Genomic DNA, 24,577 nt, shown 5'->3' with positions numbered 1-24,577 from the left:
CTCAACAGACACTCAGTAAGCCTCCTGGAAGAGATCCGGCCCGGTCTCGACATTGATGCCGCCACTGATCGGCAGAATCGCGCCCGTGACATAGGCGCCGCCATAGCCGCACAGGAACTGCATTGCAGCTGCAATGTCTTCCGGGCGGCCGACGCGGCCGAGCGGCACCTGGGCCCCGACACGAGAGCGGATATCTTCATCCGCCGTGGCGAAGGCCGTCATGTTGCTGACGAAGGGGCCGGGCGCCAGCGCGTTCACGGTGATCCGTTTTTCGGCCAGTTCCTTGGCGAGGATCCGGGTCAGGTGATGGACTGCCGCCTTGGACGCGGCATAACTGTAGGCGCGGTCCCCATGGGCGGTTTCGCCCATCACCGAGCCGACATTGACCACCCGTGCCGGGTCGCCATCACTGGCTGCCGCTTCCAGACGCGGCAGAAGGGACTGGGTCAGCTGGAAAAGGCCGGTGACGTTGACGCGCATGACCCGCTCCCAGGCATGATAGGGAAAGGACCCCAGCGGCATGCCCCAGCTGGTGCCGGCGTTGTTCATCAGGATGGCGAGCTTTTCCGTACGCCGGCCGACCTCCTCGGCAAGGGCATCGACACCCTCTTCGGTGGAAACGTCGCCGGCAAAGCCGTCAGCCTTGCCGGGGAACCCTAAGCCATTGAGTTCCTCTGCCGCCGCCTTGCAGGCGTCCGCCTTCCGGCTGGCGATCAGGACATGGGCCCCTGCCGCGATGAGCCCCTCAGCGGCCATGCGGCCGACACCGGTGGCGCCGCCTGTCACAAGGGCGGTTTTTCCGGCAAGACCGAACAGGTGTTCCGGCGTCATTCGGCGCCCTCCGAATAGTTTTTTCTGAGCGTGAGTTTCGAAACCTTGCCGGTTGCCGTCAGCGGCAGGGCATCCACGAAGACAACGTCATCCGGTACCTGCCACTTGGCAACGCGCTCGGCCAGAAGCCCAAGGAGCTCTTCCTTTTGCGGCTGGGCATCGTCGCGTGCCTGCACGATCAGCAGTGGGCGCTCGTCCCATTTTTCATCGGGCACCGCGATCACGGCACACGCTGCGACGCCCGGATGCGACATGACGATGTTTTCCAGATCGAGTGAGCTGATCCATTCGCCGCCCGACTTGATCAGATCCTTCGACCTGTCGGTGATCGTCAGGAACCCGTCGGCGCTGATGGTGGCGATGTCGCCGGTGCAGAACCAGCCCTCGGCATCAAACACCGGTTTTGAAGCCTCCTTATCCTCGAAATAGCCGGCGGTGATCGCATTGCCGCGCACATAAAGATGCCCCGGGGTCTTGCCGTCGTGAGGCAGACGCTGCCCGGCGTCGTTCACCACTTTCATGTCAACACCGAAGACACGGCGCCCCTGGGACTGCTTGCGGTCGATACGGTCCTCGAACGGCAGATCCGCCATATCGGGGGGCAGATTGCACTGGGTTCCGAGCGGGCTCATTTCTGTCATGCCCCAGGCGTGACAGACATTGACCCCTTCCTTTTCAAAACCTTCGATGAGCGAACGGGAGGCCGCCGAACCGCCGACGACAATGTCGCCAAAGCCGTCCGGCAGTCGGCCGCGCTGCCGGATTTCATTCATCAGCCCCATCCACACCGTCGGCACACCCCAGGCGGAAAAAACCTTCTCGCGGTCCATCAGGTCGAACAGGCTGGCGCCGTCCAGCGCACCGCCCGGGAAGATCAGGCTCGATCCGGACAGCGGTGCGGCATAGGGCAAACCCCAGGCATTGACATGAAACAGCGGCACCACCGGCAGGATGCGGGAGCCTTCCTGAAGGACCTTCGGAATGGTCACACACAGGCTGTAGGCATGGAGCACCGTGGAGCGGTGCGAATAGAGCGTGCCCTTGGGATTGCCCGTGGTGCCAGACGTGTAGCAAAGCCCGGCGGCGGTCTCCTCGGGAAAGTCTGGCCAGTCCATCTCTTCGGATTGCCCTTCGAGGATCTCCTCGTAGCAAAGAGCGCCTTCAAGTGCCGTTTCGGGCATGTGCGCCCGGTCGGTCATGATGACGACCCGAAGACCCTCCGGAAAATGCGGTCTCAGTTTTTCCAGGATCGGAACGAAGGTGACGTCGGTGAAAAGGAGCCGGTCCTGGGCGTGATTGACGATGTAGATCATCTGCTCGGCAGACAGGCGCGGATTGATCGTATGGCAGACAGCCCCAATCCCGGAAATGGCGTAATAAAGCTCGAAATGGCGGTAGCCGTTCCAAGCAAGGGTCGCGATGCGATCTCCTTCCTGAACGCCGAGCCGACGCAGTCCGTGAGCGAGCTGGGCGATCCGTCCGGCTGTTTCCCGGTAGGTCGCCCGATGGACATCGCCTTCGGTGCGGACAGAAACGAGTTCGCTTGTGGGATAGGTGTCGCGCGCAAACGTGATGAGGTCCGCGATTTTCAGCGGACGGTGCATCATCAATCCCTTCATGTGGTTCCTCCCAGAACACGGCCGTTGTTACGGTCCTTTTTGAGGGTCGAACCAAAAACCTAACGCGCGCGTCACACGCTGGAAAGGTTAATCTGCTCAATCTGTTCTTGCAGGTTGTTCCCGGCGAGGCAGGAAACCCTTTGACAGCGGCGGGCTCTTGCGCCAAACCCTGCCCAGCCGAATGGAAGGATTGAGATCCCCGCATGACCCAGAAACTGGTCATCGCCGTCTGCACCGCGCAGCGGCCGAAGATGCTGCAGGCTTGCCTGGAAAGCCTCGACAACCTGATCGAACCCGACAATATGGAAATGTCGATCGTGGTTGTGGAAAATGATCCGGAGCCGCATTTCACCGGCGAGGCGGCTGCAGCCGTCAACGATCGCCTGTCCCTGCCCGTCTTCTTCCATCATGAAAAGCGCCGCGGCATTCCCTTTGCCCGCAACACCGCCCTGGAAGCTGCCCTTGAACACAAGCCGGACTGGATCGCGCTGATCGACGACGATGAACGCGCTGAACCGGACTGGATCGAAAAGCTGATTTCGGCCTGCCGCGACCACAAGGCCGAGGTCGGCAACGGTCCCGTGCGCCGGATCTACGAAAAACCGGCACCGCATTGGTGGAAGTCGCAGCTATTGAAACCCCGCCCGACGGGAACGGTGATCACCGAAGCGCCAACCAACAATGTGATCCTGAGCGGCCGGATCGTCGCAAGGGACGGCCTTGGCCTGCGCTTCGACGAGCGGCTGACCTTCGGCAGTGAAGACATCGACTTCTTCCGCCGCACCCATGCAGCAGGCGTCAAAATGATCTGGGTCGATGATGCCATTGTCGAGGAAGACATCCCGGCGACGCGCGTGACCACGGGCCGCCTGCTCAGCCGCATGCACATGGCGGCAACCTCCGGCGCCTTCAACATCGTGTTGCGTGAGGGCCGGCTCAAGGCAGCGCTGCATTTCATTCCCAAGAGCTTCCGGCGCATGTTTTTCGGCGCGCTGGCAACGATCATCGGCTTTGTGCTGAAACCATTCGTCCGCAAACGCGGTGAGAAGCTCTACTACTACGGCCTGATCCGCCTGATGAAGGGCTCCGGCAACCTGCGCGGCCTGATGGGACGCGCCCATAATTACTACGACGTGATCGATGGCAACTGATCAGCCGATGCAGCTGAAAAAGCTGGCGCATATTCACCTGGGCGTGGATGGCGGCGCGGAGAAGTTCTTCGTGCGCCTTGCCGGCGCGCTCGCCCGCAAGGGCGTGGACCAGATCGCCTTCATCCGTCCGGACCGGCCCTGGCGGGACGAATTGGCCAAACACTGCGACGTGCGGGAGTTGCGCTTCAGCCGCTCCCACTTGAAACGTCATTTCGTGCGCTGGGGCATTTCCCGGGAGATCCGCAAATTCGGCGCCACCGCGACCATGGGCTGGATGAGCCCGGCCAGCAAGTGGCTGCCGGCACCGGGACCGGACATGCGCACGTTCCTGCGTCTTGGCGACTGGCCGGACGGGTTTCACACCTATGGCAATGTTCAGGACCTGATCGGCAACACCCCGGACATCATCCACCAGGCCGTCGAAATGGGCTGGCCCGAAGCCAGGGCCCATGTCATCAGCAACTTCGTCGATCCGTTGCCTGCGGATCTGACCCCGGTCAACCGGGCCGATTTCGACACCCCGGAAGACGCCACCGTGCTGATTCATCTCGGACGCTTCGTCAGGCGCAAGCGCTTCGACCTGGCCGTTCAGGCCATTGCCGGCCTTCCGACGCATGTTCATGCCTGGCTGATCGGCGACGGAGAGCTGATGAACGACACCCGGGCTCTCGCCCAGTCGCTTGGTGTTTCAGACCGGGTCCACTTTCTGGGCTGGCAGCGCGACCCATCGCCGTTCCTGAAAGCAGCCGACATCCTGTTCTGCCCGACTGACGAAGAACCGCTCGGCAATATCGTGCTGGAAGGCTGGAACGCGGGGCTGCCCGTGGTGGCAACGGCGTCGCCGGGCCCAAGCTGGCTCATCGATGACGGCGTCAACGGCCTGTTGTCGCCGTGCGGTGATGTGGGCGCGTTGACCAATTCTGTCTCCCGGATCCTCGCAAGTCCGGATTTAAAACAGGCACTGGTACAAGGTGGTACGGCAAAGCTGGCGGACCAATATTCGGAGGCCGGTGTGGTGAAAGCCTATGACCGCCTTCTCTCAAGCCCGACAGCGCGTTAGGGCCCTGGCAGAGACCTAAGATTTGGCGTTCCTGCGCCAGGTTTTCAGCAACTGGCTTTCACGCATCAGGCCACACGCCAGCAGGGACTGCTCCCCTTCAAATCGCTGACTTTCCTCAAAGGACAGTCCCTGCGCCTGAAGCGTTTCGAGTTGCTTGTGGTAGTCTAGGTAATGGCCCGAATTGTCCGTGTGCTGTTTTCGCTCCAGCGCTTCGGCAACCTTCAATGCGTAGTCGTTCAGGTATTTGAAGTGCAACAGGGCCGCCCAGTCGGGTGCCAATGCAAGTTTCTGGCGCACATTGTGAACGCTTCCGGAAAACTTCAGCCCCTTTTTCCATTTGAGGAACTGGACCTTGCTCTGAACCGCGGCAGGATCCGGGAGTGAATTCTTGACCAGCTTGAGTACCAGCCGGTCCAGTTTGCGCCGAAGGCCGGTTTCCGGCGCCTTTGAGCGAATGGAGAAGAAGAGGCGAATGATCAGGTTGTCCAGCGCGGTCCTGCTGCGCTTGGCTTCGGTGTGAAAGATGCGTTCGCGCGTCCCGCCGAAGACATGGCGCACCGGCGTCTCGAACCTCTTGCCGTGACTGCCCTTCAGCGGGTTAAAGCGATATCCGTTCGGATCAAAATTGGGACAGGCCTCGATCAGGTCATCCCCTGAAGCATAGTTCATTTCCGAGAGGCCACCTTCGGCATACATGTCCACCATCGTGGTGAACAGAGCCTCGAACCCGTGCCCCTGGAGATACTCAACCAGTTCCGGCACACTCAGGTCCGGCCACCCGGGATAGACCAGCAGCTCGTCCGCATCCGGAAACATGACCCAATGTCCCGCAAGATAGGTGTCGGCGATGAGCTCTCGTCCCGTCGACTTGTAGCTTTTGAAAGGCTTCTGTGTGGATATCACGACCACATCCGGCTGGGCTTCCAGGTATCCCGCGGTGCCATCCACCGATGCGTTGTCGACAAAAATGAATTTTTCAATCCCGATGCTTCGATAGTGTTTCAAAAACGCCGGGAGCCGCAGCATCTCGTTGTAGACCAGCACCACGACGACGACCTGATCTGGCTCAACCTGGACGACGGGAGGGCTGGACAAACCAAACGTGGACAAAAAATCGGCTTCACCTGTCGTCATCAGTAGACCTTGAGTGCACTTGCATTGATGAGGTTCGTTTTGGCGGAACGCCCCGGTTCGGCGCTCTTATATCACTCGACTTTTCGGGACAATAGCGTCTAAAAGAGCGCTGAATTCTGAACCGGCAGAAACGTGAGCGGGCCGCAAGACGTCAGGACAATGCGCGGCAGAGCAGTTCGTTTTCTCCAACTATCTCAAGGTGTCCCTGTGCAAAGAGCAAAAGTTGCCGTGGTATTTCCGATCTACAACGGCGCGAAAACCATGAGGGAAAGCCTGGACTGCATCGCCAGACAGGACCTTGCCGATTTCAAGGCCATCATCGTGGACAACAAGTCCACGGATGAAACCAAAGCGATCGCGCAGGACTATTGCGCCAAGGACAGCCGCTTTGAGTTGTTCAGCAACGAAAAGCATCTGTCTGCTGTCGAGAATTTTCTGCATTGCATGGAAATCGGAAAGACCAGAGCAGAGTATTTTTGCCTCCGCGCCTGTGACGATTTCTCCAGCGAGAATTTCCTGTCCGCGCTGTCTGCTGCTCTGGACGCCCACCCCGACAAACTGCTCGCGGGACCGACCGTTCGCCGTGTGAAAGGTGAAAACAGCAGGGTTCTGCACCCTGATCCGGTTATCTTCGGATATTCAAAGAGCCTGTCTGATGGCGTTGTCCCCAGAAGCCTGGCTTACCCCGCCGAGTGGTGCTATGGGCTGATCAGATCGGACGGCGGCGCGGACGTCATCATGCAGCGCTGGAATGAATATCCCTTTGCCTGGTGCGTTGCTTCCTACGCCGTTGCCGAACTGGTCATGCGGGACAAGGCGGTCTGGGCCGAAAACGCCGAATACATCTTCATTGAAGGGTCCGGTTCTTTCGAAAAATACGGCGCCAAGAGCTTGTACAACAAGTTCCGCCAGAGATTCAGCTATACCTATGGCTGCTACAAGGTCGTCAGAAAGATCCCCGGCGTTTCGCTCTCTACAAAAATCAAGCTGTTTCGCAGGCTCTGGCGGGATTCCCGCGTCAAGACGCGTTACGATCTGGAAGATCATATCTTGCGGCGCCTCAGAATTCGCAAATGACCGCAGGTTCTTCAGCCAGCCTCCGCGCCGAACAGCGTGTTTCGTGTCGCCATCGTGTCGAAATCGAATCCGAAGGTGGCAACATCCGCTTCGTACCAGTCCGCGACAACCTGGATTGTGCTGTCGGTGTAGAAGTCCCTGTAATTCATTCTCGGACCCTTGGTGACATTTACCTTTTCGAGCTCGTCCCTGAGATCGAAAAACCGCTTCACGTCCTCTGACAACGCCTCCTGGCGCAGTATGTTGGGAATGATGCCACCGTCGTCAGTCCGTAAATAATCCACTTGCTGGTGCCAGCCTCTGACTGCCCTGTGCCAGGCGAAGTCCATGTCGCCCCAGGTGTGGCGTTCCTCCAGAAACGCCTCGAAGCCTGCCTTGTTGCAGGTCTCTTCGAAGTCCCAATTCCGTGTCTGGATGGCAAACATGAAGCGCGAAAAAACACGAGACCAAGGATTTCTGACGATCGCGAACGGAATGTGCGACCGAAGCACCCAGGAGTTGATATCTCTCAGTCGCGCATGCTCAAACCCGGGATGGGCCCTGGCTTCAGACATGGTCTTTCTTAGCGTGGTGGCATATCTTTTCGATTTCAGGCGATGTCGGTTCGCAATCGTTATCCGGTTCTTCAGCTGCGCCGCGTGGCGAATGGACATGCCGCCGTTCTTTGGAATGTGGACAAAGAGGTATTTCTTCGGGCGTATCCCGATGAGCTGCGGGAAATACTTCAGGCAATTGCGCAGGTCGTATTCATCCATGTTATTTCAAACGCCAACTTGAACCCGGTTTTGCCTGATACGATCAACGATCGCCGTTTCAATCCCGGCGCAACGTATCAAGACCATTGTCTGGGTCACCCACATATCTTCCGCCTTTGACCCAGGCAACAATTTGTTCTGCCCAAACGCCGTGCCGTCCGGTCGAATTACCTCCTTGCAGCAAACTTTCGCACGCCCCTCACCGCCCCCGTCTACTGGACCTGTTCAAGACAGCTTCAGGGCATCTTTCTTCGGCTCAGGCAGCAGATCCAAAATGAATTCTGTTTGCAGACTGGTCACCCTTTGCTAGATAGACGCCGAAACAACAAGACATGGCGACAAACGTGTGTGCCGGGCAACGGCGTCTCAATCGCCATAACAGCTTGACGCGGTCGTTTCTGTTCAAGGAAGTCGGCAACCGCCGCCCAGATCCGATCCAGTCGAGCCATTCAGGTGTGTGGTATGAAAGCAGTCATTCTGGCAGGCGGGCTCGGGACCCGGATCAGCGAAGAGTCCCACCTGAAACCCAAGCCGATGATCGAGATTGGCGGCCGGCCTATTCTCTGGCACATCATGAAGATCTATGCCGCGAACGGGATTACCGATTTTGTCATTTGCTGCGGCTACAAGGGCTACGTGATCAAGGAGTATTTCGCCAACTATTTCCTGCACATGTCCGACGTCACCTTCCACATGGACGAAAACCGGATGGAAGTGCACCGCCAGCAGGCCGAGCCCTGGAAAGTGACCCTGGTGGATACCGGCGAAGCCACCATGACCGGCGGTCGCATCAAGCGCGTGGCAGACCATATCGACAGCACCTTCTGCCTGACCTACGGCGACGGTGTCGCCAATGTGCGGATCGAAGAGCTGGTGAAACAGCACAGGGCCAGCGGACTGGAGGCCACGGTCACGGCCATTCAGCCCCCGGGGCGATACGGTGCGCTGGCGATTAAGGACGGCCAGGTGACCCGTTTCCTGGAAAAACCCCAGGGCGACGGCCAGTGGATCAACGGCGGCTACTTTGTCTGCGAACCGTCGGTTCTTTCACGCATTGATGGGGACGACATGCCCTGGGAATCCGCCCCGCTGGAGAGCCTGGCCAGGGATGGCCAGCTTGGTGTCTATCAGCATGACGGCTTCTGGGCAGCCATGGATACGCTCAGGGACAAGAACCAGCTGGAAAAGCTCTGGCAAGCCGGCACGGCTCCCTGGAAGATCTGGTAGCGCGCGATGGGGTTCTGGCAAGGCAAAAGGGTCCTGATCACGGGACACACGGGTTTCAAGGGTGCCTGGCTCAGCGAGCTGTTGATGGCCCGCGGCGCAGAGATCTTCGGAATTGCCCTCCCGCCGGAGGGCGGCCAAAACCTGTTCCAGGTATTGAACCTCGATCAGCGCATGCAAGGCGCTTTTGTCGACATTCGCGATCCTGAAGCCCTGGCCACTGAAATCAGATCCTTTGCCCCGGATATCGTGCTTCACCTTGCCGCCCAGGCGCTGGTGCGCCGGTCCTATCGCGATCCGGTCGGCAACTGGTCAACCAATGTCATGGGCACCGTGCATCTGCTTGACGCCTTGCGGCAGCTGGACAGGCCGGTCACGGCCGTGGTCGTGACCACCGACAAGGTCTATGAGAACAACGAATGGGATTTTGCCTATCGCGAGACCGATCCTCTCGGTGGTCATGATCCCTATTCCGCTTCTAAGGCAGCCTGCGAGCTTGTCTCGGCCAGCTGGCGGCGGTCCTTCGGCAGTGACCGCCTGAAGATCGCCACGGCGCGCGCGGGTAATGTCATTGGTGGTGGCGACTGGGCAGAGGACCGTCTGGTGCCGGATATCATCCGGGCACTCAGAACCGGCAAGGCCATCGAGATTCGCAACCCGGCGTCGATCCGTCCCTGGCAACATGTGCTGGATCCGCTTGAAGGGTACCTGCTCCTGGCCGAAAAGGTTCATCTCGCCTCGGATGGCGCTTACCAGGACGGCTACAATTTCGGCCCGGAACCGGCAGACGTTCACCCGGTAGGCGATCTGGCGGATGCCATGATCCACCATTGGCCGGGACACTGGATCGATGCGTCCGATCCTGATGCTGTACATGAGGCAGGGCGCCTGAGTCTGTCCATCGACAGGGCCCGCAACGAACTCGGCTGGGCCCCTGTCTGGCGCTTTGAGGACGCGATCGAAAAGACGGTCCACTGGTATCACCAGGTAGAATTCGGCGCCAACCCGGTTGACATGACACAAGCCCAGATCGCCGCCTTCGAGGCTGCAAAATGATCTTCACACCGCTTGCACTCAACGGCGCCTACCGCATCGACCTGGAACGCCGTGGCGATCATCGCGGGTCGTTCGCCCGCTTGTTTTGCCAGGAAGAGTTCCGCCAGCACGGGCTGACCGACGTCTGGTCCCAATGTAATGTCTCCCACAGCGTTCAAAAGGGTACATTGCGGGGCATGCATTTTCAGCGCCCGCCCAAAGCCGATGCCAAACTGGTCAAATGCATGGCCGGGTCCGTCTTCGACGTCATTGTCGATCTGCGGCGAAGCTCCGAGACGTATGGCCGATGGGTGTCCGTCACGCTTACCTCCGAAGGCGGCGAGATGATTTATGTGCCTCAAGGCTTCGCTCACGGTTTCCAGACGCTGACAGAGAATGCACAGCTGCTGTATTTTCACTCCGACAGCTACAGCCCGGAACATGAAGGCGGATTCCATCACGCTGATGTCGAAGTCGGCATCACCTGGCCGCTGGAAATCGCGAGCCTGTCCGACCGCGACAAGACCCTGCCGCCTCTTTCCAAGGTAGAGCCCGTTTCATGACCCAGACCTGCCGCCATTGCGGAACCAAGCTGACCCGGCAATTTCTCGATCTCGGCTACGCCCCGCCGTCAAACGCCTATCTGGCAGCTGAAGACCTGACAGCACCTGAAGTGACCTATCCGCTGCGCCTGATGGTGTGCGACCGCTGCTTTCTGGTTCAGACGCAGGACTACACGGCAGCCGACAGCCTGTTCGACAAGGACTACGCCTATTTCTCCTCCACCTCGCAGGGTTGGCTGGCGCATGCGGCTGCCTATGTGGAGATGATCCGGCAGCGGCTGGATCTCTCAAGCGACAGTTTCGTCGTCGAAGTGGCGTCCAATGACGGCTATCTCCTGAAGAATTTTGTCGAAGCCGGCATACCGTGCCTCGGGATTGAACCGACGGCTTCCACCGCCGCGGCGGCTGAAGCCCACGGCGTGCCGGTCCTGCAGGAATTCTTCGGCGAAACCCTGGCCAAAAAACTTGCCGGGAGCGGACAGTCTGCCGATCTGATCATCGGCAACAATGTCTATGCGCATGTGCCCGATATCAACGATTTCACGTGTGGTCTCGCCCGGCAGCTGAAGCCGGAGGGCGTGGTCACGCTGGAGTTTCCGCATCTGATGCGGCTGGTCGAATTCTGCCAGTTCGATACGGTTTACCATGAGCATTTTTCCTATCTGTCGCTTGGCACGGTGAAGCGCATTTTCGAAGCGGCCGGTCTCAGGATCTTCGATGTCGAGGAATTGCCGACCCATGGCGGCAGCCTCCGTGTCTATGGCTGTCGGGTGGACAGCGGTCACACGGAGCGGGCATCCGTCGCCACTTTGCTTGACGTAGAAAACCGCCGCGGTATGGAAACGCAGGAGTTTTACGCCGATTTCCAGCAACGCGCCGAAGACATCAAGAACGAGTTTCTGAGATTTCTTCTTGACGCCAGACGCGATGGAAAAACAGTTGCCGGCTATGGGGCGGCAGCAAAGGGCAACACGTTGTTGAATTTCGCCGGCGTGCGGCCAGACCTTCTGCCCTTCGTCTGCGATGCAGCCAAGGCCAAGCAGGACAAGTTTCTGCCTGGAAGCCATATTCCAGTCCTCTCGCCGGAAGTTCTAGGCAATGCGAGGCCGGATTACCTGATCATCCTGCCATGGAACATCGCGGAAGAAGTCAGGAAGCAGAACGCATCGCTCGCGGCACAGGGAACCGAGTTCGTGACGTTTGTTCCGGAAACCCGTATCGTTGGCGGCTAACCTTGACGTTGAAATCTGCCGCAGAGACTTTCCGAAAGCCGCGACTGACCCCTCATGACCCTTCAGATCGACCCAACCGCACGCATTTCCACGCTGGCCGATATCGAGGACAGCGTGCGCGGCACCGTGATCCGTATTGGTGCGCGCTCGGTCATCGACAGTTTTGTCAAGATCAAGCCGGCCGGCGGCGCGGGCGATGTAACCATCGGTGAGAATGTCACCCTAAATTCCGGCTGCGTGATCTACACCGGCCACGGGCTTTCCATCGGCAACAATGTAGCCGTCGCAGCAAATTGCACCTTTGCGCCGGTCAATCATGCCTTCGGAGACCGAAACCGGCTGATTGTCGACCAGGGTTTCCAGCCAAGCCGGGGTGGCATCACCATCGGCGATGACGTCTGGGTCGGCGCCAACTGCGTCTTTCTGGACGGTGCCGTCGTCAACAGTGGATGCGTGATCGCCGCCGGTACGGTCGTCAAGGACGAGGTTCCAGCCTTTGCGGTGATTGCCGGCAATCCCTGGCGCCAGATCGGAGAGCGAACATGAAGGCGACGGTGTTGGGCGCCCAAGGCTTCATTGGGCGCAATCTCGTCCGTTCTCTTCGGGACACAGGCTACGAGGTCGCGGAGCCGGATCGCAGCGAGCTCGCCGGTCTCAGTGGTCCGCTTGGCCGTGTTTTCTATGGCATTGGGATGACCGGAAATTTCCGGGCCCATCCGCTGGCGACCGTCGAAGCTCATGCCGGCCTTCTCGCCAGGCTTCTGGAGCAGGCCGACTTCGAGTCTTTCGTCTATTTTTCCAGCACGCGGATCTACGCTTTGGCCGGAGGCCTTGAAGAGACCAGCGAGGATGCACCGGTCCAGGTCCTGCCGTCCGCCGACACCACTTACGACCTCTCCAAGATGCTCGGAGAGGCGCTTTGCCTGTCGCTAAATCAACCTTCAGTCAAGGTTATCCGTTTGTCCAACGTCTATGGTCCAGACCAGAGCAAGGCGACGTTTCTCGGGTCACTGCTTGAAGATCTGGTCACAACCGGCCAGGCGAATATCCTGGAGAGCCCGGAATCCGCCAAGGACTATGTTGCCATTTCCGATGTTGTCAACCTGGCGGAAAAGATCGCACGTTGTGGCCTTCACCGGACATACAACGTTGCCAGCGGCCAGCCCGTCAGCCACTTCGAGATTGCAAAAGCTGTTGAGAAAAACGGTTTGACTTGCACCTTCTCACCCGGTGGTGCGCGCCGTGCCTTTCCAAAAATAAATATCACCAGGCTACAAGACGAATTTGACTTTACCCCGCGTTCCCTGCTTGAGGACCTGCCGCAGCTGATAGAAACAGCCGGCATCAGAAGCGGGACCCAAACAGGAGCTCAGCAGTGACGACCACCAACGACCCTATCCGGCAATTCGAGATCGAGCGCGAGGCCCGGATTTCCACCTATCCCGGTCAGGAGGCCTGGCAGGCGCTGTCCAGAGACTGGATGAAAACCGCCTTTGACCAGAAGTACATGTATAATTTCGCCTGGGGCGGCCGACCGATCATTCAGCTGCCCACTGACATGACCGTGTTTCAGGAAGTGGTTTGGGAAACCAAGCCCGATCTGATTATCGAAACCGGAATTGCTCATGGTGGCTCTCTGATCATGAGCGCGTCCCTGCTGGCCATGCTTGATTATTGCGAGGCCGTGGAAAACGGTGGTGTTGTGGACCCGAAGACGGCTCGACGCCGTGTGCTCGGCATTGATATCGACATTCGCGCGCATAACCGTGACGCCCTGACCGCCCATCCCATGTCGGCCAAGATCGACATGTTCGAAGGCTCCTCGATCGAGGACGAGATGATCCAGCGCGTACACAACTATGCCAGAGACTATGACCGAATCCTGGTTTGCCTGGACAGCAATCATACCCATGACCATGTCATCGCCGAACTCAACGCATATGCGTCGCTGGCGACAAAAGACAGCTATTGCCTTGTGTTCGACACCGTGATCGAGGATCTGCCTGAGGATACCTTCCCGGACCGCCCTTGGGCGCCCGGCAACAACGCCAAGACCGCCGTGCATGAATTCCTGAAATCGCATCCGGAGTTTGAAATCGATCAGGAGATAAACAACAAGCTCCTGATTTCGGCAGCCCCCGACGGCTGGTTGAAACGTATCGGCTGACGGTTTTCAAGCCTCACCGCTTCATGTCGATCTGATGCTGGCGGATGCCGATCTGCCAGGAGGTTCCGGTCATCGGCTCGCCGTCGAGATTGAACTGCACCGGGTCTGCCGTCTCGATTGTCAGATTGCGGACCTTGCGCTGGATGATGTGATCGTTGAGGCCATCAACGCCGCTGTCGAGCAAGGTCGACAGCAGGTCGATCGCCTTGCCCTTTTCGGGTGAGGGAACGATCGTCAGGTCGAGGAAACCGTCGTCGAGCTTCGCCCGCGGGCAAAGCCTGATGCCGCCGCCGGCCCGTCGGCCATTGCCGACGGCGAGGGCCAGGAACTGCCCCTGCCAGGAAAACCCTTCTGCCTCTACGCGTGCTTCACAGGCCGCGAGTTCCGAAAACCGGTGCAGGCCTGTGAACAGATAGGCGGCACCCCCCAGAACCTTCTTCAGGTTGGGATCGGTCTGGGCGGTGACCTGCGTGCCGAAGCCACCGGTCGCCATATTGACGAAAATGCAGCCATTGACCTCGCCAACATCCATCGGCTTGGCCGTCGCCCTTGCGGCAAAGCGCAGGCAGCCCGGAATGTCATTCGGATCCAGACGAATGTGCCGGGCAAAATCGTTGGCGGTACCGAGTGGCAGGACGGCGAAGGAAAAGGGGGGCCGGTCTCCTGCGGGCACGTGCTGAAGTACCGCGTCGACCACTTCATGCAAGGTTCCGTCGCCACCCGCGCTGACCAATGTGTCGATCCGACATTCGGCCTGATCTGCCAGGGCATCGGCGACAAGCCGGGCAACATCTCCGGCTTCGTAGGTGACGCGAACGGATACGTCATGTCCCATGCCGCGAACCGCATCGACGGCGGCACGGACGTCCCGTCGGGAGGCGGATTTGCCATTCAGGATCAGGCGCAGATGCTGCTTGTCCAAAGTCATGTCCTCAATTCTCTCAACCGGGCAACATTGTCTCTCGGTCGGCACGGGCCGTGCGGGCCTCTTCCATCAACCACTGACGAAAGGCTGCCACGACCGGCCGCATGGTCCGGCCTTCCGGATAAACGAAGTAATAGGCGGTCTGCTGCGCCAGAGACAGGTCGAACAGGCGCACCAGCCGTCCCGACGCAAGTTCCGCCTCGATGAAGAGCCGTGGGATCAGGGCTGCACCCGCATGATGGATGGCGGCTTCCGAGATCATCACGAACTGCTCGAACCGCGCCCCCTGAAAAGCCGAATCCGTTTCCACGCCGGCAGCATCAAACCATTGCCGCCAGGCCAGAGGCCGGGTGGCGAGCTGCAGGCGCGGCACCCGGGCGAGATCGGCAGGTGCGCGGATCTCGTGGCGGTCCCGAAAAACGCGCGAAGCGACCGGAATGACCTCCTCGTCAAAAAGCTGCTCGGCGATCGCGCCCGCCCACACAGGGTCGCCGTGGTGGATGGCCCCGTCAAAGGGCTCCTCGTCGAAGTCAAAGGGTTGCAGCCGCACACTCAGGTTCAGGCCGGCGTCCGGATACCGGCGGCCGAACTCCGCCAGCCGCGGCGCCAGCCAGCGCGTGCCGAAGGTGGGCAACACTGCGAGGTTCAGAACATCGGCGCTGCCGGCATAGGACATGACCTGGCGGGTCGCCGCCGTCATCTGTTCCAGGGCGCCCCGAATGTCATGCAGGTAAAGACGTCCCGCGTCGGTGAGCACGATGCGCTGCCGGACACGGCGAAACAGCTCCACGCCCAGCCGGTCCTCCAGATGGCGCACCTGTTTGGAAACGGCCCCTTGTGTCAGATGCAGTTCTTCGGCGGCCCGTGTGAAGGACAGGTGCCGGGCAGCACATTCAAAGGCGATCAGCGTGTCGGCCGGCGGGACAAAGGCGCGTCTCATCGATTTTCTTTCAGTTCATTCCATTTCGTCATGAATGATGGAAGAGGTTTCGCTTTTCTGCAAACGAAATTACGGCAACATTGGAGGAAACAGAATGACCTGCGGCCATTTGGGCTGCAATCCAAGAGCCTGGATCGGATAAGGCTTCGGGAGACAAGATCATGAATGCACCCGCCAATATCAAGTCCGCGCCTGCCGGCGGCGGCACATTCGACTGGCAGGATCCGTTTCACCTGCGCGACCAGCTTGGCGAAGACGAGCAGCTGATTCAGGACACCGCCCGCGCCTATGCCCAGGACAAGTTGCTGCCACGCATTATCGAAGCCTACCGGGAAGAAAAGACCGAACGCTCGATCTTCAACGAGATGGGCGAACTCGGCCTTCTGGGCGTCACGCTGCCGGAAGAGTATGGCTGTGCCGGGGCTTCTTATGTGTCCTACGGTGTGGTCGCGCGCGAAATCGAGCGTGTCGACAGTGGCTATCGCTCCATGATGAGCGTCCAGTCCTCCCTGGTCATGTATCCGATCTATGCCTATGGCTCGGAAGAACAGCGCCAGAAATACCTGCCGAAGCTTGCCAGCGGCGAATTTGTTGGCTGCTTCGGCCTGACCGAACCCGATGCAGGCTCCGACCCGGCCGGCATGCGCACCCGCGCAGAAAAGATCGACGGCGGCTACCGGCTGACCGGCTCGAAAATGTGGATCTCCAACTCGCCGATCGCCGATGTCTTCGTTGTCTGGGCAAAGTCCGAAGCGCATGATGGCGCCATTCGCGGCTTCGTGCTCGACAAGGGCACCAAGGGTCTTACCGCCCCCAAGGTCGGCGGCAAGCTGTCACTGCGCGCTTCCATCACCGGTGAAATCGTCATGGACGGCGTGGAAGTCGGCGAAGAGGCTCTGCTGCCCAACGTCTCCGGTCTGAAGGGCCCGTTCGGCTGCCTCAACCGCGCCCGCTACGGCATTGCCTGGGGCTCGATGGGTGCTGCCGAGGACTGCTGGACCCGCGCGCGCCAATATGGCCTCGACCGGGAACAGTTCGGCCGGCCGCTGGCCCAGACCCAGCTGTTCCAGAAGAAACTGGCCGACATGCAGACCGAAATCACCCTTGGCCTCCAGGCCGCTCTCCGGGTTGGTCAGCTGTTCGATGCCGGCAAGGTGGCGCCGGAAATGATCTCGCTGATCAAGCGCAACAATTGCGGCAAGGCCCTGGACATTGCCCGCCAGGCCCGCGACATGCATGGCGGCAACGGCATCCAGGAGGAATACCACGTGATGCGGCACGCCCAGAACCTGGAAACGGTCAACACCTACGAGGGCACGCATGACGTTCACGCGCTGATCCTCGGCCGCGCCCAGACCGGGCTGCAGGCGTTTTTCTGAGACGACGGCACATGAGATTCGTTGCGGGCGGCTTGACCGCCCGCACTTGATTCAGAGCGCGATTTCAACACCTGGGAGGTGGCATGTCGGACCGGACTGCGGATGTTGTCATTATCGGAGGCGCCGTCATGGGCTCCGCCGTTGCCTGCCACCTGGCCATGCGCGACGACTTTGACGGCCGTATCGTTGTCATCGAGGCCGACCCCGCCTATGAAACCTGCGCCTCCGCCCGGTCTGCAGCCTCGATCCGGCAGCAGTTCTCCAGCGCGATCAATATCGAGATTTCGCTCTACGGCATCCGCTTCCTGAGAGACATCGGCGCAACGCTTGCCGTCGATACCGACCGTCCGGTGATCGACCTTCACGAAGGCGGCTACCTGTTTCTGGCAACGCCGGACAAGGTCGAGATCCTTCAGGAGAACCACCGGCTCCAGCAGGAACTCGGGGCGGATATCGGTTACCTGGATGCAAGCGGCCTGAAAGCCAAGTTTCCATGGCTGGACGTCACGGACCTTGCCGCCGGTTGCCATGGTCTGACCGGTGAAGGCTGGTTCGACGGCTATGGCCTGATGCAGGCCTTCCGCAAGAAGGCCCGTTCCCTTGGGGTCGACTATCTGGCCGACCGGGCCTCGGTGCGCCGCACCGGTGAGGACTGGCAGGTGCAGCTTTCAACCGGAGACACGCTCAGCACACCCGTTGTCGTCAACTGCGCCGGCGCGTCCGGCGGGGCCGAACTCTGCCGCCAGGCAGGCCTCGACGTGCCGGTCGTCTCCAGAAAGCGCTGCGTCTTTACCTTCGAGTGCCGGGACCAACTGGCGCGCTTCCCCCTGCTGATCGACCCGACCGGGACTTATGCGCGTCCGGAAGGGACGGGCTATATCTGCGGTTCGGCTCCCCCAGCGGACAGGGACCCGGACTGCTCTGATTTCGATGTCGACTACAGCCTCTTTGAAGACCACATCTGGCCGACCCTGGCTGCCCGGGTTCCGGCCTTCGAGGCGATCAAGCCGGGCGCGGCCTGGGCGGGCAGTTACGACATGAACCTTTTTGATCACAACGCTTTCATCGGGCCGGTGCCGGACCTTCCCGGGTTCCATCTTGCACTTGGTTTTTCCGGTCATGGATTGCAGCAGTCCCCGGCGGTCGGCAGGGGCCTTGCCGAAATGATCGCGACCGGCCGTTACCAGACCCTGGACCTGTCGCCCTTGTCCATCGAACGACTGTCGACAGACCGGCCAATCATCGAAAAGAATGTCGTTTGATGAAGCCGGGGGCCGCGGCTTTGCAAAGCCTTGGAATTATTCGGCAACAAGCAGCGGCGTCACAGGGCCATCTTCGACCTTACCCGCCTGAGACTGGCTGACCCTGGTCAGCGTCATCGGATCAACCGGAATAATATCCGTCTTTTCGACGTCGTCGGCGGTCGCGGAAGTGGTATCCAGCTGCTCAGGAGGTGAGGCCTCCTCCCCCTGAGAAGTCTCCTCAACATGTTCGGCCGATGGCGCTGCTTTTCCCGACGCATCCGGCTCAACCGGACCGGCGCCGCCCATGCCCGTCCAGTCCACCAGACGGGTCATGGCCTCCGCCAGCACGGCGCGCAGCCGCGTGAGGCGGGTCTTGTCCGGCTCGAAGGGGGGCGATTCATGGCGCAGGTAGGACCGCTGCGCCAGCAACACCGAGACCGCATGCAGGCCGCGGTCCGGCCGGCCGAAGCTCTGACTGATGAAACCGCCCTGCATCTGCTCATCGACGCTGACGGTATAGCCCTGCTGTCCCTTGAACGATCCAACCAGGGTGTTGCGCAGGTCCGGATCGCACGAACTGCCGCCCAGGGTGCCGATGCTGACAAGCGGCAGACCATTTTCCGTCACGCCCTTGATGTGGGAGCGCATGGACTGGCAGTCGAGAATGATGACATTGCGATGCTGTCGCTGCAGACGGTCGACCTGGCGCTGCAACGCCTTGTGAAACGGTGCATGAAACAGCAGCGTGCGCTGCTCGATCTCCGTCGGCCCGGGCTCTTCGCCGTCCTGGTAGATGCGCTTGCCGTCGAGCGTTGTCGCCGGACACAGCGCTTCCGCCGGGTTCATCGCCCTGTCGACCGGTGTCTCCGGGTCGCGGTCCAGATCAATCACATAGCGCGAAACAGACGAACGCAGCACCGTCACATCGAGCTCTTTGTGAAAGTCAAAGACACGCTCGAGACGCCAGGCGAGATCCGCCTGCAGGCGGCCGGTCGCATTCAGGCGCTTTTCGACAGCGTTCGGCAGGTCCGCGCCACTGTGAGGCAGGCACAGAACTATCGGGCTTTGACCTTCTTCAACCAGGATCATGCAGCAACGCCTAAACGACGAGATCTGATTTCTAACTTGGAGAATTTACTTAACGGAAACAAGACATTTTCTTTGCAGCTGTGAGACAGGGCAGACCGCCGCAACCCATATGCAATCGCAAATTTCAGAGTTTCCAACGACTTGGCCAACCTTACCGTCGCGCGCAAATGCCTGGCAATTGCCGTGGCGCGCCAAGTTCGAGAAATCACCAGTTATTCGAGATTGCAATCTCCCGCGCCCCCGGGGCTCACAGTAAGTCAACTGCCGTTGCGGCGGCTTGACGAACGTGGAATTGCAGGCAATTTTCGATCTGACCCTGGCCTGGGTCGCCCTCTTCCGGCCTCCGGCCCTTCACGCACCGCCCCTTCAAACGAGGACCCGCCATGACGCTCCGCAATGGCAAAGAATTTCTGATGATCCCCGGCCCGACCAACGTTCCGGAAGAGGTTCTGCGAGCCATGCACAAGCCGGCCATCGACATCTATGACGGGCCGCTGCTGGAAACGACGGACTATTGCCTGACGCGGCTGAAACACCTCTTCCGCACAGAGGGCAAAACCTACATCTACGCCGCCAACGGCCATGGCGCCTGGGATGCCGCGCTTTCAAACACCCTGAAACGGGGCGACAAGATCCTTGTGCTTGAATCAGGCCTGTTCGCCACCGGATGGGGGGAAGCGGCCGGTGTCATGGGACTTGAAGCTGAAATTCTGCCGGGCGGCTATGACAGGGCGGTCGATCCGACCGCTCTCGAAGCCCGGCTGAGGGCGGACACGGCGCACGAGATTGCCGCCATCCTGGTGGTGCAGATCGACACGGCCTCGGGCGTCTGGAACGACATTGCCGCGCTCCGCAAGGCCATCGACGCGGCCGGCCATCCGGCCCTCTTCATGGTCGACACCATTGCCTCTCTCGGCTGTGTGCCGTTCGAAATGGATGCCTGGGGCGTCGATGTCTCTCTGACCGGCTCCCAAAAGGGCCTGATGTGTCCGCCAGGTCTTTCCTTCATCGCTGCGGGCCCGAAGGCCGACAAGGCTCATGAAAGCGCCAACCTGAAGACCCATTATACCGACTGGACCTTCCGCCAGGGCGAAGTGCATTACCAGAAATATTGCGGCACGCCGCCTGAACATATGCTGTTCGCCTTTAAAAAGGCGATGGAACTGCTGTTCGACGAAGGCCTCGAAAAGGCCTGGCATCGGCACGCCCTGCTGGCCGAAGCCACGCGGCGCGCCGTCGCCGTCTGGGCCGAGGGCGGCGCGCTCCGCTTCAACATCACCGACCCGCATGCCCGCTCCAACAGTGTCACCGTGGCGCTGTTTGACGGGGACGAAGCAGAAGCCTTGCGCGCCTTCACCAAGGAAACCTGCGGCGTCACCATCGGCGGTACCATTGGAGGCCTTTCCGGCAAGGGCATCCGCATTGCCCATATGGGCCATGTCAACGCGGTGATGCTGCTCGGGACGCTGTCATCGATCGAGCTGGGTCTCACGAAGCTTGGCATTCCGCATGGCAAGGGCGGAGTTCAGGCGGCGATGGACTATCTGGCGGAGGTGGTTTGAGGGGGGTGTCGATATCCAGAAAACAAGCTCAGCAAAAAGCTGGTTTAGAGGTATCTCGAAGCGCGCGGCCATCGTCATCTGAAGAAGGCAAAACTGTATTCAACGCTCACTAAATCCATATTCATTACTTGGCCTACAGCTCGCAGATTCAAAATTCATTTAACTGTTTCTCTGCCGATTTCACGCATCAACGTGCGAAAGGTGTCATCGCATTTGAGAGCATAATATTTTTCAGTCGGCGGCATCTGAAGTTCTGCGCAGTCGTTTGGATAACGCAACAAAAATTCCTTATAGGATTTTATCATTATCTTCAGATATTTTTCTTCATCGAAACGAATATAAGATAAAAACGATTTTGCTTCTTCTAAATAATTATCGCACTTAACACTATATTTCTCTTGCCCCCCACAGGCTGAAACATTTTTTAAAATCTTTATCTCTGCTGTAATGCTGAATGAAATACGCGGCCACTGCGTGCTTTGGCGGGATGTAAGGGCCGGGGGCTATTTCTGCTTGAGTAGCACTTGAAAAAACAGCACACACCAAAACAAAAAGAGCAATTCTAACCATCGGACTGGACCTCAATCCCAAATTGTTCGAAGCTTTATTCAATCGTTTCAGCCAGAAAACCATCGCGAAACTGCGCAAGAACGCGTGCGGTCGCTTTATCTAGGACATTGCGATTGTACAATACCAATTTCAGGACATGATTGTTTCCCCGCCCTCCGATGGCGGCCGCGGTTTTTTGGGTGGCGTTTTCCCCTTCATCTTCTGGATTTGGGCCGCTCACGCTTGGCTGCAGCCGATAAAACAGGGCATTCCGCATGGCAAGGGCGGATTCAGGCGGCAATGGACTATCTGGCGGGGGGAGGTGAGGGAGCCATTTTTACTAGATGAATGCATCCTGCCAAACTCGATGCTTAACCTATTGCAGATGAGCCGGTAACGTGACGTTGAAGGATCAAACCACCTTCCAAGACAGCAGTACGTGAGAATTTTGTGGAACAATATTGCAACTTTTGATAGTCAAGTTGGCACAATGATAAACTTACTTAAGAGCTGGGGTGGTATAGGCGCGTTCTTAATTGCGTTGCTTGTTCTCGTTGAATTCAACAATGCGCTCAAGGATCTATTCGGCCTAGAAACTTCTCCTTTGCGACTGATTTGGGAACATAGATTTGGCACCGAAGAGGCTACAAATGAGGATAGTCAACGAGTTAACATCTACTTATGTGCAACAGATAAGCTCTACAGGGCGCGGAATAATTGCGACGGGATTGCTGAGCTTTCTAACTAGCCTCACATTTTCAAATGCGTCTCTCGCACAGACGACGACCGGTAACGATGCCGCAATTCGCCTTCTAATAAACAACGTTGAAGCTTTAACATCCAAGCAGGCAGAACTTGAGTTAGAGATTGAATCCGTGAGGAAGTCAGCGATACCCCGCGGTTCAATTGTCTTTTTCCGTGATACAGAGTGTCCTAACGACGCTTGGCGCCCCTACGACAATGCGCGCGGTAGATATGTCGTGGCCTTGAACCAGGGCGGCGTATTGGGTGCGACTGTCGGTAACCCTCTGGAAGACAAGGAACAACGCGCCGTTGGCCAGCACAGTCATGTCGCGTCTGGAGTAAGTGAACATACCCATGTCGCTGCGGTAGCAGGCAACCACACACACACTTATCGATCGACTGACAACGGCACACTTAACGACAACAGAAGCAACTTTGCCGGCGGGGCTATGAGATTTGGTCGTGTGGACACAAAAACATCAGGTGGCGGAGGAAATCATACCCACCAACTTGACGCCGCTGGTGCACATAATCACAACATCAGCAATGCGGGAGAGAAAGAAGGCACCAACGCGCCATATATTCAACTGCTCGCGTGCGAGAAAATTCGATAGTATGAGAACATCGAATTCTGGCGAAAAATCAATGAATTGGCGACACGTTGTTTGAAGGTACTGCAAGTTTCTCTTCAGAAATTGCAATACGCTCTTTCACTTGCTAGGCCTACCAAGAATGTTTCGGAGATTGTCTCTTGAAGCAGAGATATCCCGAAGCACATTGGTTCCTATATGGGTTGGCGCCAAGGCCCAAGCCCCCTAAAGCACCTCCTCCAACCGCTCACAAATCGTCTTCAGCACCTTCACCCGCGCATGGCGCTTGTCCTCTGACGACACCAGGGTCCAGGGGGCGTAGTGGGTGGACGTCCGGTCGACCATGTCGCCGGCGGCGATGGCGTATTGGTCCCATTTGAGGCGGTTGCGCCAGTCCTCGTCGGTGATCTTGTGCTGCTTGTAGGCCGTGTCCTCGCGGGCCTTGAACCGGCGCAGCTGTTCCTCTTCGGAAATCGCCAGCCAGAACTTGCAGACGATGAAGCCGAAATCCGTCAGTTCCTGTTCGAACTCGTTGATCTCGTTGTAGGCGCGCAGCCAGTCCTCGTGGCCGGCAAAGCCTTCGACCCGTTCGACCAGCACCCGCTCGTACCAGGAGCGGTCGAAGATGGCGAAATGGCCCTTGCGTGGCAGCCGGCGCCAGAAGCGCCACAGATAGGGGCGGGCCTTTTCTTCGTCGGTCGGCGCCGAGATCGGGTGCACCTTGTAGATGCGCGGATCGAGCGGGCGGATCACCCGGCGGATCGCGCCGCCCTTGCCGGCTGCATCATTGCCCTGGAACACCAGCACCACGCCGGTTTTGGTGAGGGCCTTGCGGTCGGAGAGTTCGGACAGCTGATGCTGATACTGGTCCCGGAGCGCGTGATATTCTTCCTTTTCCAGCGTCTCGGTGAGGTCGATGGCATCGACCGCGGTTTCCCGTTTGAGGCCCCCAACGACAGGCGGGGCGGCAATCGATTGCGGCTCGCCATCCTCCAGCTTGAGTTTCATGGCACTGGCAACCGTCTGTGCAAGGGCTGAATCCCGGTACTCCGGGTCCTGGGACGGGATCACGAACCAGGGCGCGTGGCCCTTGCTGGTTTCCAGGATGATCTTTTCACCGGCCTCGCTGGCCTTCTTGTGGTGTTTCAGCGCCGCCCAGTCGGCCAGGACGTGCCGGGCCGCGTCTTTCTTGGAAATGTGTTCCAGGCGCTTTTCCTGTTCCTTCTTGGGCAGATAGAACCAGAATTTCAGGATCAGGACATCCTCGTTGGCCAGCATCTCCTCAAACCGGCGAATGCGCGTCAGCGCCTTTTCAAAGGCGTCGTCGTCGATCTTCTTGTAGATCCAGTCCCGGAGCACGAACTGGTACCAGCTGCCGAAGACAATCGCCGTTTCGCCCTTGGCCGGAAGATCCCGCCAGTAGCGCCAGAGCGGAGGGCGCAGGCGGGCCTCGTCCATCGGCTCTCCATAGGCGTTACAGACCAGATGGCGCGCGTCCATCCAGCCATAAAGCCGGGCCACGGCCTCGCCCTTGCCGGCGCCATCCAGACCATCGACCAGAATGAGAGTTGAAAAGGGCTGCTTCTCGACCACGGGCAACTGCGCCTCCAGCAGCGCTTCCCGCAACTTGGGCTCCAGTTTCTTGAAGTCTTTCTTGGTCATTTTCTGCGGCAGGCGGGCGGATTCGAACACGAAAGATCTCCTCGG

Annotated in this window: 23 protein-coding genes; 14 read left to right on the top strand and 9 right to left on the bottom strand. The window is 59.1% G+C overall.

Annotated elements, in window-relative coordinates; genetic code table 11:
• Positions 1–12: 12 nt before the first annotated feature.
• Together CHH27_RS20985 and CHH27_RS20980 are read right to left on the bottom strand one after the other, a co-directional pair.
• A complete protein-coding gene (locus CHH27_RS20985) occupies positions 13–831 on the bottom strand; it encodes an SDR family NAD(P)-dependent oxidoreductase (RefSeq protein ID WP_094073317.1) in 819 nt (272 codons plus the stop codon).
• A complete protein-coding gene (locus tag CHH27_RS20980; protein WP_094073316.1) occupies positions 828–2,450 on the bottom strand; it encodes a long-chain fatty acid--CoA ligase in 1,623 nt (540 codons plus the stop codon). Before CHH27_RS20980 ends, CHH27_RS20985 begins: the two co-directional genes overlap by 4 nt.
• A 203-nt stretch (positions 2,451–2,653) precedes the next feature.
• Between CHH27_RS20980 and CHH27_RS20975 the strand changes: the two genes are divergently transcribed.
• Positions 2,654–3,601 (top strand): glycosyltransferase family 2 protein, encoded by a 948-nt coding sequence (locus CHH27_RS20975; RefSeq protein ID WP_094073315.1) that lies wholly within the window; start codon positions 2,654–2,656, stop codon positions 3,599–3,601.
• Positions 3,591–4,661, top strand: a complete 1,071-nt coding sequence (locus CHH27_RS20970) for a glycosyltransferase (protein WP_094073314.1) — start codon at positions 3,591–3,593, stop codon at positions 4,659–4,661. The genes CHH27_RS20975 and CHH27_RS20970 overlap by 11 nt, the downstream gene beginning before the upstream one ends.
• A 15-nt stretch (positions 4,662–4,676) precedes the next feature.
• Here the strand turns inward: CHH27_RS20970 and CHH27_RS20965 are convergent, their stop codons facing one another.
• The gene (locus CHH27_RS20965) at positions 4,677–5,795 is read right to left on the bottom strand and encodes a glycosyltransferase family 2 protein (protein ID WP_094073313.1); all 1,119 of its coding nucleotides are present in this window, start codon (positions 5,793–5,795) and stop codon (positions 4,677–4,679) included.
• A 159-nt stretch (positions 5,796–5,954) separates the two neighbouring features.
• Here CHH27_RS20965 and CHH27_RS20960 point away from each other — a divergent pair, with 159 nt between their 5' ends.
• Positions 5,955–6,872, top strand: a complete 918-nt coding sequence (locus CHH27_RS20960; protein ID WP_094073312.1) for a glycosyltransferase family 2 protein — start codon at positions 5,955–5,957, stop codon at positions 6,870–6,872.
• Positions 6,873–6,883: 11 nt separating this feature from the next.
• Here CHH27_RS20960 and CHH27_RS20955 read toward each other — a convergent pair whose 3' ends face one another.
• On the bottom strand, positions 6,884–7,627 hold the full coding sequence (locus tag CHH27_RS20955; RefSeq protein WP_094073311.1) for a sulfotransferase family 2 domain-containing protein: 744 nt from the start codon (positions 7,625–7,627) through the stop codon (positions 6,884–6,886).
• 462 nt (positions 7,628–8,089) lie between these two features.
• On the opposite strand from CHH27_RS20955, the gene rfbF reads away from it, so the two are divergent.
• The 7 genes from rfbF to CHH27_RS20920 are packed head-to-tail and all read left to right on the top strand — an operon-like array spanning position 8,090 to position 13,848.
• The gene (rfbF, locus tag CHH27_RS20950; RefSeq protein ID WP_094073310.1) at positions 8,090–8,854 is read left to right on the top strand and encodes a glucose-1-phosphate cytidylyltransferase; all 765 of its coding nucleotides are present in this window, start codon (positions 8,090–8,092) and stop codon (positions 8,852–8,854) included.
• A 6-nt stretch (positions 8,855–8,860) separates the two neighbouring features.
• Positions 8,861–9,907, top strand: a complete 1,047-nt coding sequence (gene rfbG, locus CHH27_RS20945; RefSeq protein WP_094073309.1) for a CDP-glucose 4,6-dehydratase — start codon at positions 8,861–8,863, stop codon at positions 9,905–9,907.
• Positions 9,904–10,449, top strand: a complete 546-nt coding sequence (rfbC, locus tag CHH27_RS20940) for a dTDP-4-dehydrorhamnose 3,5-epimerase (RefSeq protein WP_094073308.1) — start codon at positions 9,904–9,906, stop codon at positions 10,447–10,449. The genes rfbG and rfbC overlap by 4 nt, the downstream gene beginning before the upstream one ends.
• A complete protein-coding gene (locus CHH27_RS20935; RefSeq protein ID WP_094073307.1) occupies positions 10,446–11,681 on the top strand; it encodes a class I SAM-dependent methyltransferase in 1,236 nt (411 codons plus the stop codon). Before rfbC ends, CHH27_RS20935 begins: the two co-directional genes overlap by 4 nt.
• 54 nt (positions 11,682–11,735) lie before the next feature.
• On the top strand, positions 11,736–12,227 hold the full coding sequence (locus CHH27_RS20930; protein WP_094073306.1) for a DapH/DapD/GlmU-related protein: 492 nt from the start codon (positions 11,736–11,738) through the stop codon (positions 12,225–12,227).
• A complete protein-coding gene (locus CHH27_RS20925) occupies positions 12,224–13,060 on the top strand; it encodes an NAD(P)-dependent oxidoreductase (protein ID WP_157739016.1) in 837 nt (278 codons plus the stop codon). Before CHH27_RS20930 ends, CHH27_RS20925 begins: the two co-directional genes overlap by 4 nt.
• Positions 13,057–13,848 (top strand): cephalosporin hydroxylase family protein, encoded by a 792-nt coding sequence (locus CHH27_RS20920; protein ID WP_198338265.1) that lies wholly within the window; start codon positions 13,057–13,059, stop codon positions 13,846–13,848. The genes CHH27_RS20925 and CHH27_RS20920 overlap by 4 nt, the downstream gene beginning before the upstream one ends.
• A 13-nt stretch (positions 13,849–13,861) precedes the next feature.
• Here the strand turns inward: CHH27_RS20920 and yegS are convergent, their stop codons facing one another.
• Together yegS and gcvA are read right to left on the bottom strand one after the other, a co-directional pair.
• Positions 13,862–14,776, bottom strand: coding sequence for a lipid kinase YegS (gene yegS, locus CHH27_RS20915; RefSeq protein WP_094073304.1), 915 nt, complete (start codon positions 14,774–14,776; stop codon positions 13,862–13,864).
• 13 nt (positions 14,777–14,789) lie between these two features.
• Positions 14,790–15,713, bottom strand: coding sequence for a transcriptional regulator GcvA (gcvA, locus tag CHH27_RS20910; RefSeq protein ID WP_094073303.1), 924 nt, complete (start codon positions 15,711–15,713; stop codon positions 14,790–14,792).
• Positions 15,714–15,874: 161 nt separating this feature from the next.
• On the opposite strand from gcvA, the gene CHH27_RS20905 reads away from it, so the two are divergent.
• Together CHH27_RS20905 and CHH27_RS20900 are read left to right on the top strand one after the other, a co-directional pair.
• The gene (locus tag CHH27_RS20905) at positions 15,875–17,092 is read left to right on the top strand and encodes an acyl-CoA dehydrogenase (RefSeq protein WP_198338264.1); all 1,218 of its coding nucleotides are present in this window, start codon (positions 15,875–15,877) and stop codon (positions 17,090–17,092) included.
• An 83-nt stretch (positions 17,093–17,175) separates the two neighbouring features.
• Entirely contained in the window at positions 17,176–18,354 is a 1,179-nt protein-coding gene (locus CHH27_RS20900; RefSeq protein WP_094073302.1) for an FAD-binding oxidoreductase, read from the top strand.
• Positions 18,355–18,390: 36 nt separating this feature from the next.
• Here the strand turns inward: CHH27_RS20900 and CHH27_RS20895 are convergent, their stop codons facing one another.
• Positions 18,391–19,425 carry an N-formylglutamate amidohydrolase gene (locus tag CHH27_RS20895; RefSeq protein WP_094073301.1) on the bottom strand — a complete coding sequence of 345 codons (1,035 nt, stop codon included), beginning with the start codon at positions 19,423–19,425 and terminating at the stop codon, positions 18,391–18,393.
• Between the two features lie 383 nt (positions 19,426–19,808).
• Between CHH27_RS20895 and CHH27_RS20890 the strand changes: the two genes are divergently transcribed.
• On the top strand, positions 19,809–20,987 hold the full coding sequence (locus tag CHH27_RS20890; protein ID WP_094073300.1) for an alanine--glyoxylate aminotransferase family protein: 1,179 nt from the start codon (positions 19,809–19,811) through the stop codon (positions 20,985–20,987).
• 604 nt (positions 20,988–21,591) lie between these two features.
• Here CHH27_RS20890 and CHH27_RS20885 read toward each other — a convergent pair.
• Complete coding sequence (locus tag CHH27_RS20885) at positions 21,592–21,837, bottom strand: hypothetical protein (RefSeq protein WP_157739015.1); 246 nt, start codon at positions 21,835–21,837, stop codon at positions 21,592–21,594.
• Between the two features lie 349 nt (positions 21,838–22,186).
• Here CHH27_RS20885 and CHH27_RS27750 point away from each other — a divergent pair, with 349 nt between their 5' ends.
• Positions 22,187–22,894 carry a hypothetical protein gene (locus CHH27_RS27750; RefSeq protein ID WP_157739014.1) on the top strand — a complete coding sequence of 236 codons (708 nt, stop codon included), beginning with the start codon at positions 22,187–22,189 and terminating at the stop codon, positions 22,892–22,894.
• A 201-nt stretch (positions 22,895–23,095) separates the two neighbouring features.
• On the opposite strand, the gene pap is transcribed toward CHH27_RS27750, so the two are convergent.
• On the bottom strand, positions 23,096–24,562 hold the full coding sequence (gene pap, locus CHH27_RS20865; protein ID WP_198338263.1) for a polyphosphate:AMP phosphotransferase: 1,467 nt from the start codon (positions 24,560–24,562) through the stop codon (positions 23,096–23,098).
• Positions 24,563–24,577 lie beyond the last annotated feature (15 nt).

It is taken from the genome of Labrenzia sp. VG12 (genome assembly GCF_002237595.1).
Taxonomy (GTDB): Bacteria; Pseudomonadota; Alphaproteobacteria; order Rhizobiales; family Stappiaceae; genus Roseibium.
Note: the sequence above shows the minus strand (reverse complement) of the source record. Positions and strands in the feature narration are given on the sequence as shown.

What these genes read in the sequence shown, in the direction of transcription:
- CHH27_RS20975 (WP_094073315.1), top strand. Translation starts at nt 2,654, where the DNA reads ATGACCCAGAAACTGGTCATCGCCGTCTGCACCGCGCAGCGGCCGAAG.
- CHH27_RS20905 (WP_198338264.1), top strand. Translation starts at nt 15,875, where the DNA reads ATGAATGCACCCGCCAATATCAAGTCCGCGCCTGCCGGCGGCGGCACA.
- CHH27_RS20985 (WP_094073317.1), bottom strand. Translation starts at nt 831, where the DNA reads ATGACGCCGGAACACCTGTTCGGTCTTGCCGGAAAAACCGCCCTTGTG.
- CHH27_RS20955 (WP_094073311.1), bottom strand. Translation starts at nt 7,627, where the DNA reads ATGGATGAATACGACCTGCGCAATTGCCTGAAGTATTTCCCGCAGCTC.
- CHH27_RS20890 (WP_094073300.1), top strand. Translation starts at nt 19,809, where the DNA reads ATGACGCTCCGCAATGGCAAAGAATTTCTGATGATCCCCGGCCCGACC.
- CHH27_RS20895 (WP_094073301.1), bottom strand. Translation starts at nt 19,425, where the DNA reads ATGATCCTGGTTGAAGAAGGTCAAAGCCCGATAGTTCTGTGCCTGCCT.
- yegS (WP_094073304.1), bottom strand. Translation starts at nt 14,776, where the DNA reads ATGACTTTGGACAAGCAGCATCTGCGCCTGATCCTGAATGGCAAATCC.
- CHH27_RS20960 (WP_094073312.1), top strand. Translation starts at nt 5,955, where the DNA reads ATGCGCGGCAGAGCAGTTCGTTTTCTCCAACTATCTCAAGGTGTCCCT.
- CHH27_RS20965 (WP_094073313.1), bottom strand. Translation starts at nt 5,795, where the DNA reads ATGACGACAGGTGAAGCCGATTTTTTGTCCACGTTTGGTTTGTCCAGC.
- CHH27_RS20970 (WP_094073314.1), top strand. Translation starts at nt 3,591, where the DNA reads ATGGCAACTGATCAGCCGATGCAGCTGAAAAAGCTGGCGCATATTCAC.
- CHH27_RS20980 (WP_094073316.1), bottom strand. Translation starts at nt 2,450, where the DNA reads ATGAAGGGATTGATGATGCACCGTCCGCTGAAAATCGCGGACCTCATC.
- CHH27_RS20900 (WP_094073302.1), top strand. Translation starts at nt 17,176, where the DNA reads ATGTCGGACCGGACTGCGGATGTTGTCATTATCGGAGGCGCCGTCATG.
- rfbF (WP_094073310.1), top strand. Translation starts at nt 8,090, where the DNA reads ATGAAAGCAGTCATTCTGGCAGGCGGGCTCGGGACCCGGATCAGCGAA.
- CHH27_RS27750 (WP_157739014.1), top strand. Translation starts at nt 22,187, where the DNA reads ATGAGGATAGTCAACGAGTTAACATCTACTTATGTGCAACAGATAAGC.
- rfbG (WP_094073309.1), top strand. Translation starts at nt 8,861, where the DNA reads ATGGGGTTCTGGCAAGGCAAAAGGGTCCTGATCACGGGACACACGGGT.
- rfbC (WP_094073308.1), top strand. Translation starts at nt 9,904, where the DNA reads ATGATCTTCACACCGCTTGCACTCAACGGCGCCTACCGCATCGACCTG.
- CHH27_RS20935 (WP_094073307.1), top strand. Translation starts at nt 10,446, where the DNA reads ATGACCCAGACCTGCCGCCATTGCGGAACCAAGCTGACCCGGCAATTT.
- CHH27_RS20930 (WP_094073306.1), top strand. Translation starts at nt 11,736, where the DNA reads ATGACCCTTCAGATCGACCCAACCGCACGCATTTCCACGCTGGCCGAT.
- CHH27_RS20925 (WP_157739016.1), top strand. Translation starts at nt 12,224, where the DNA reads ATGAAGGCGACGGTGTTGGGCGCCCAAGGCTTCATTGGGCGCAATCTC.
- gcvA (WP_094073303.1), bottom strand. Translation starts at nt 15,713, where the DNA reads ATGAGACGCGCCTTTGTCCCGCCGGCCGACACGCTGATCGCCTTTGAA.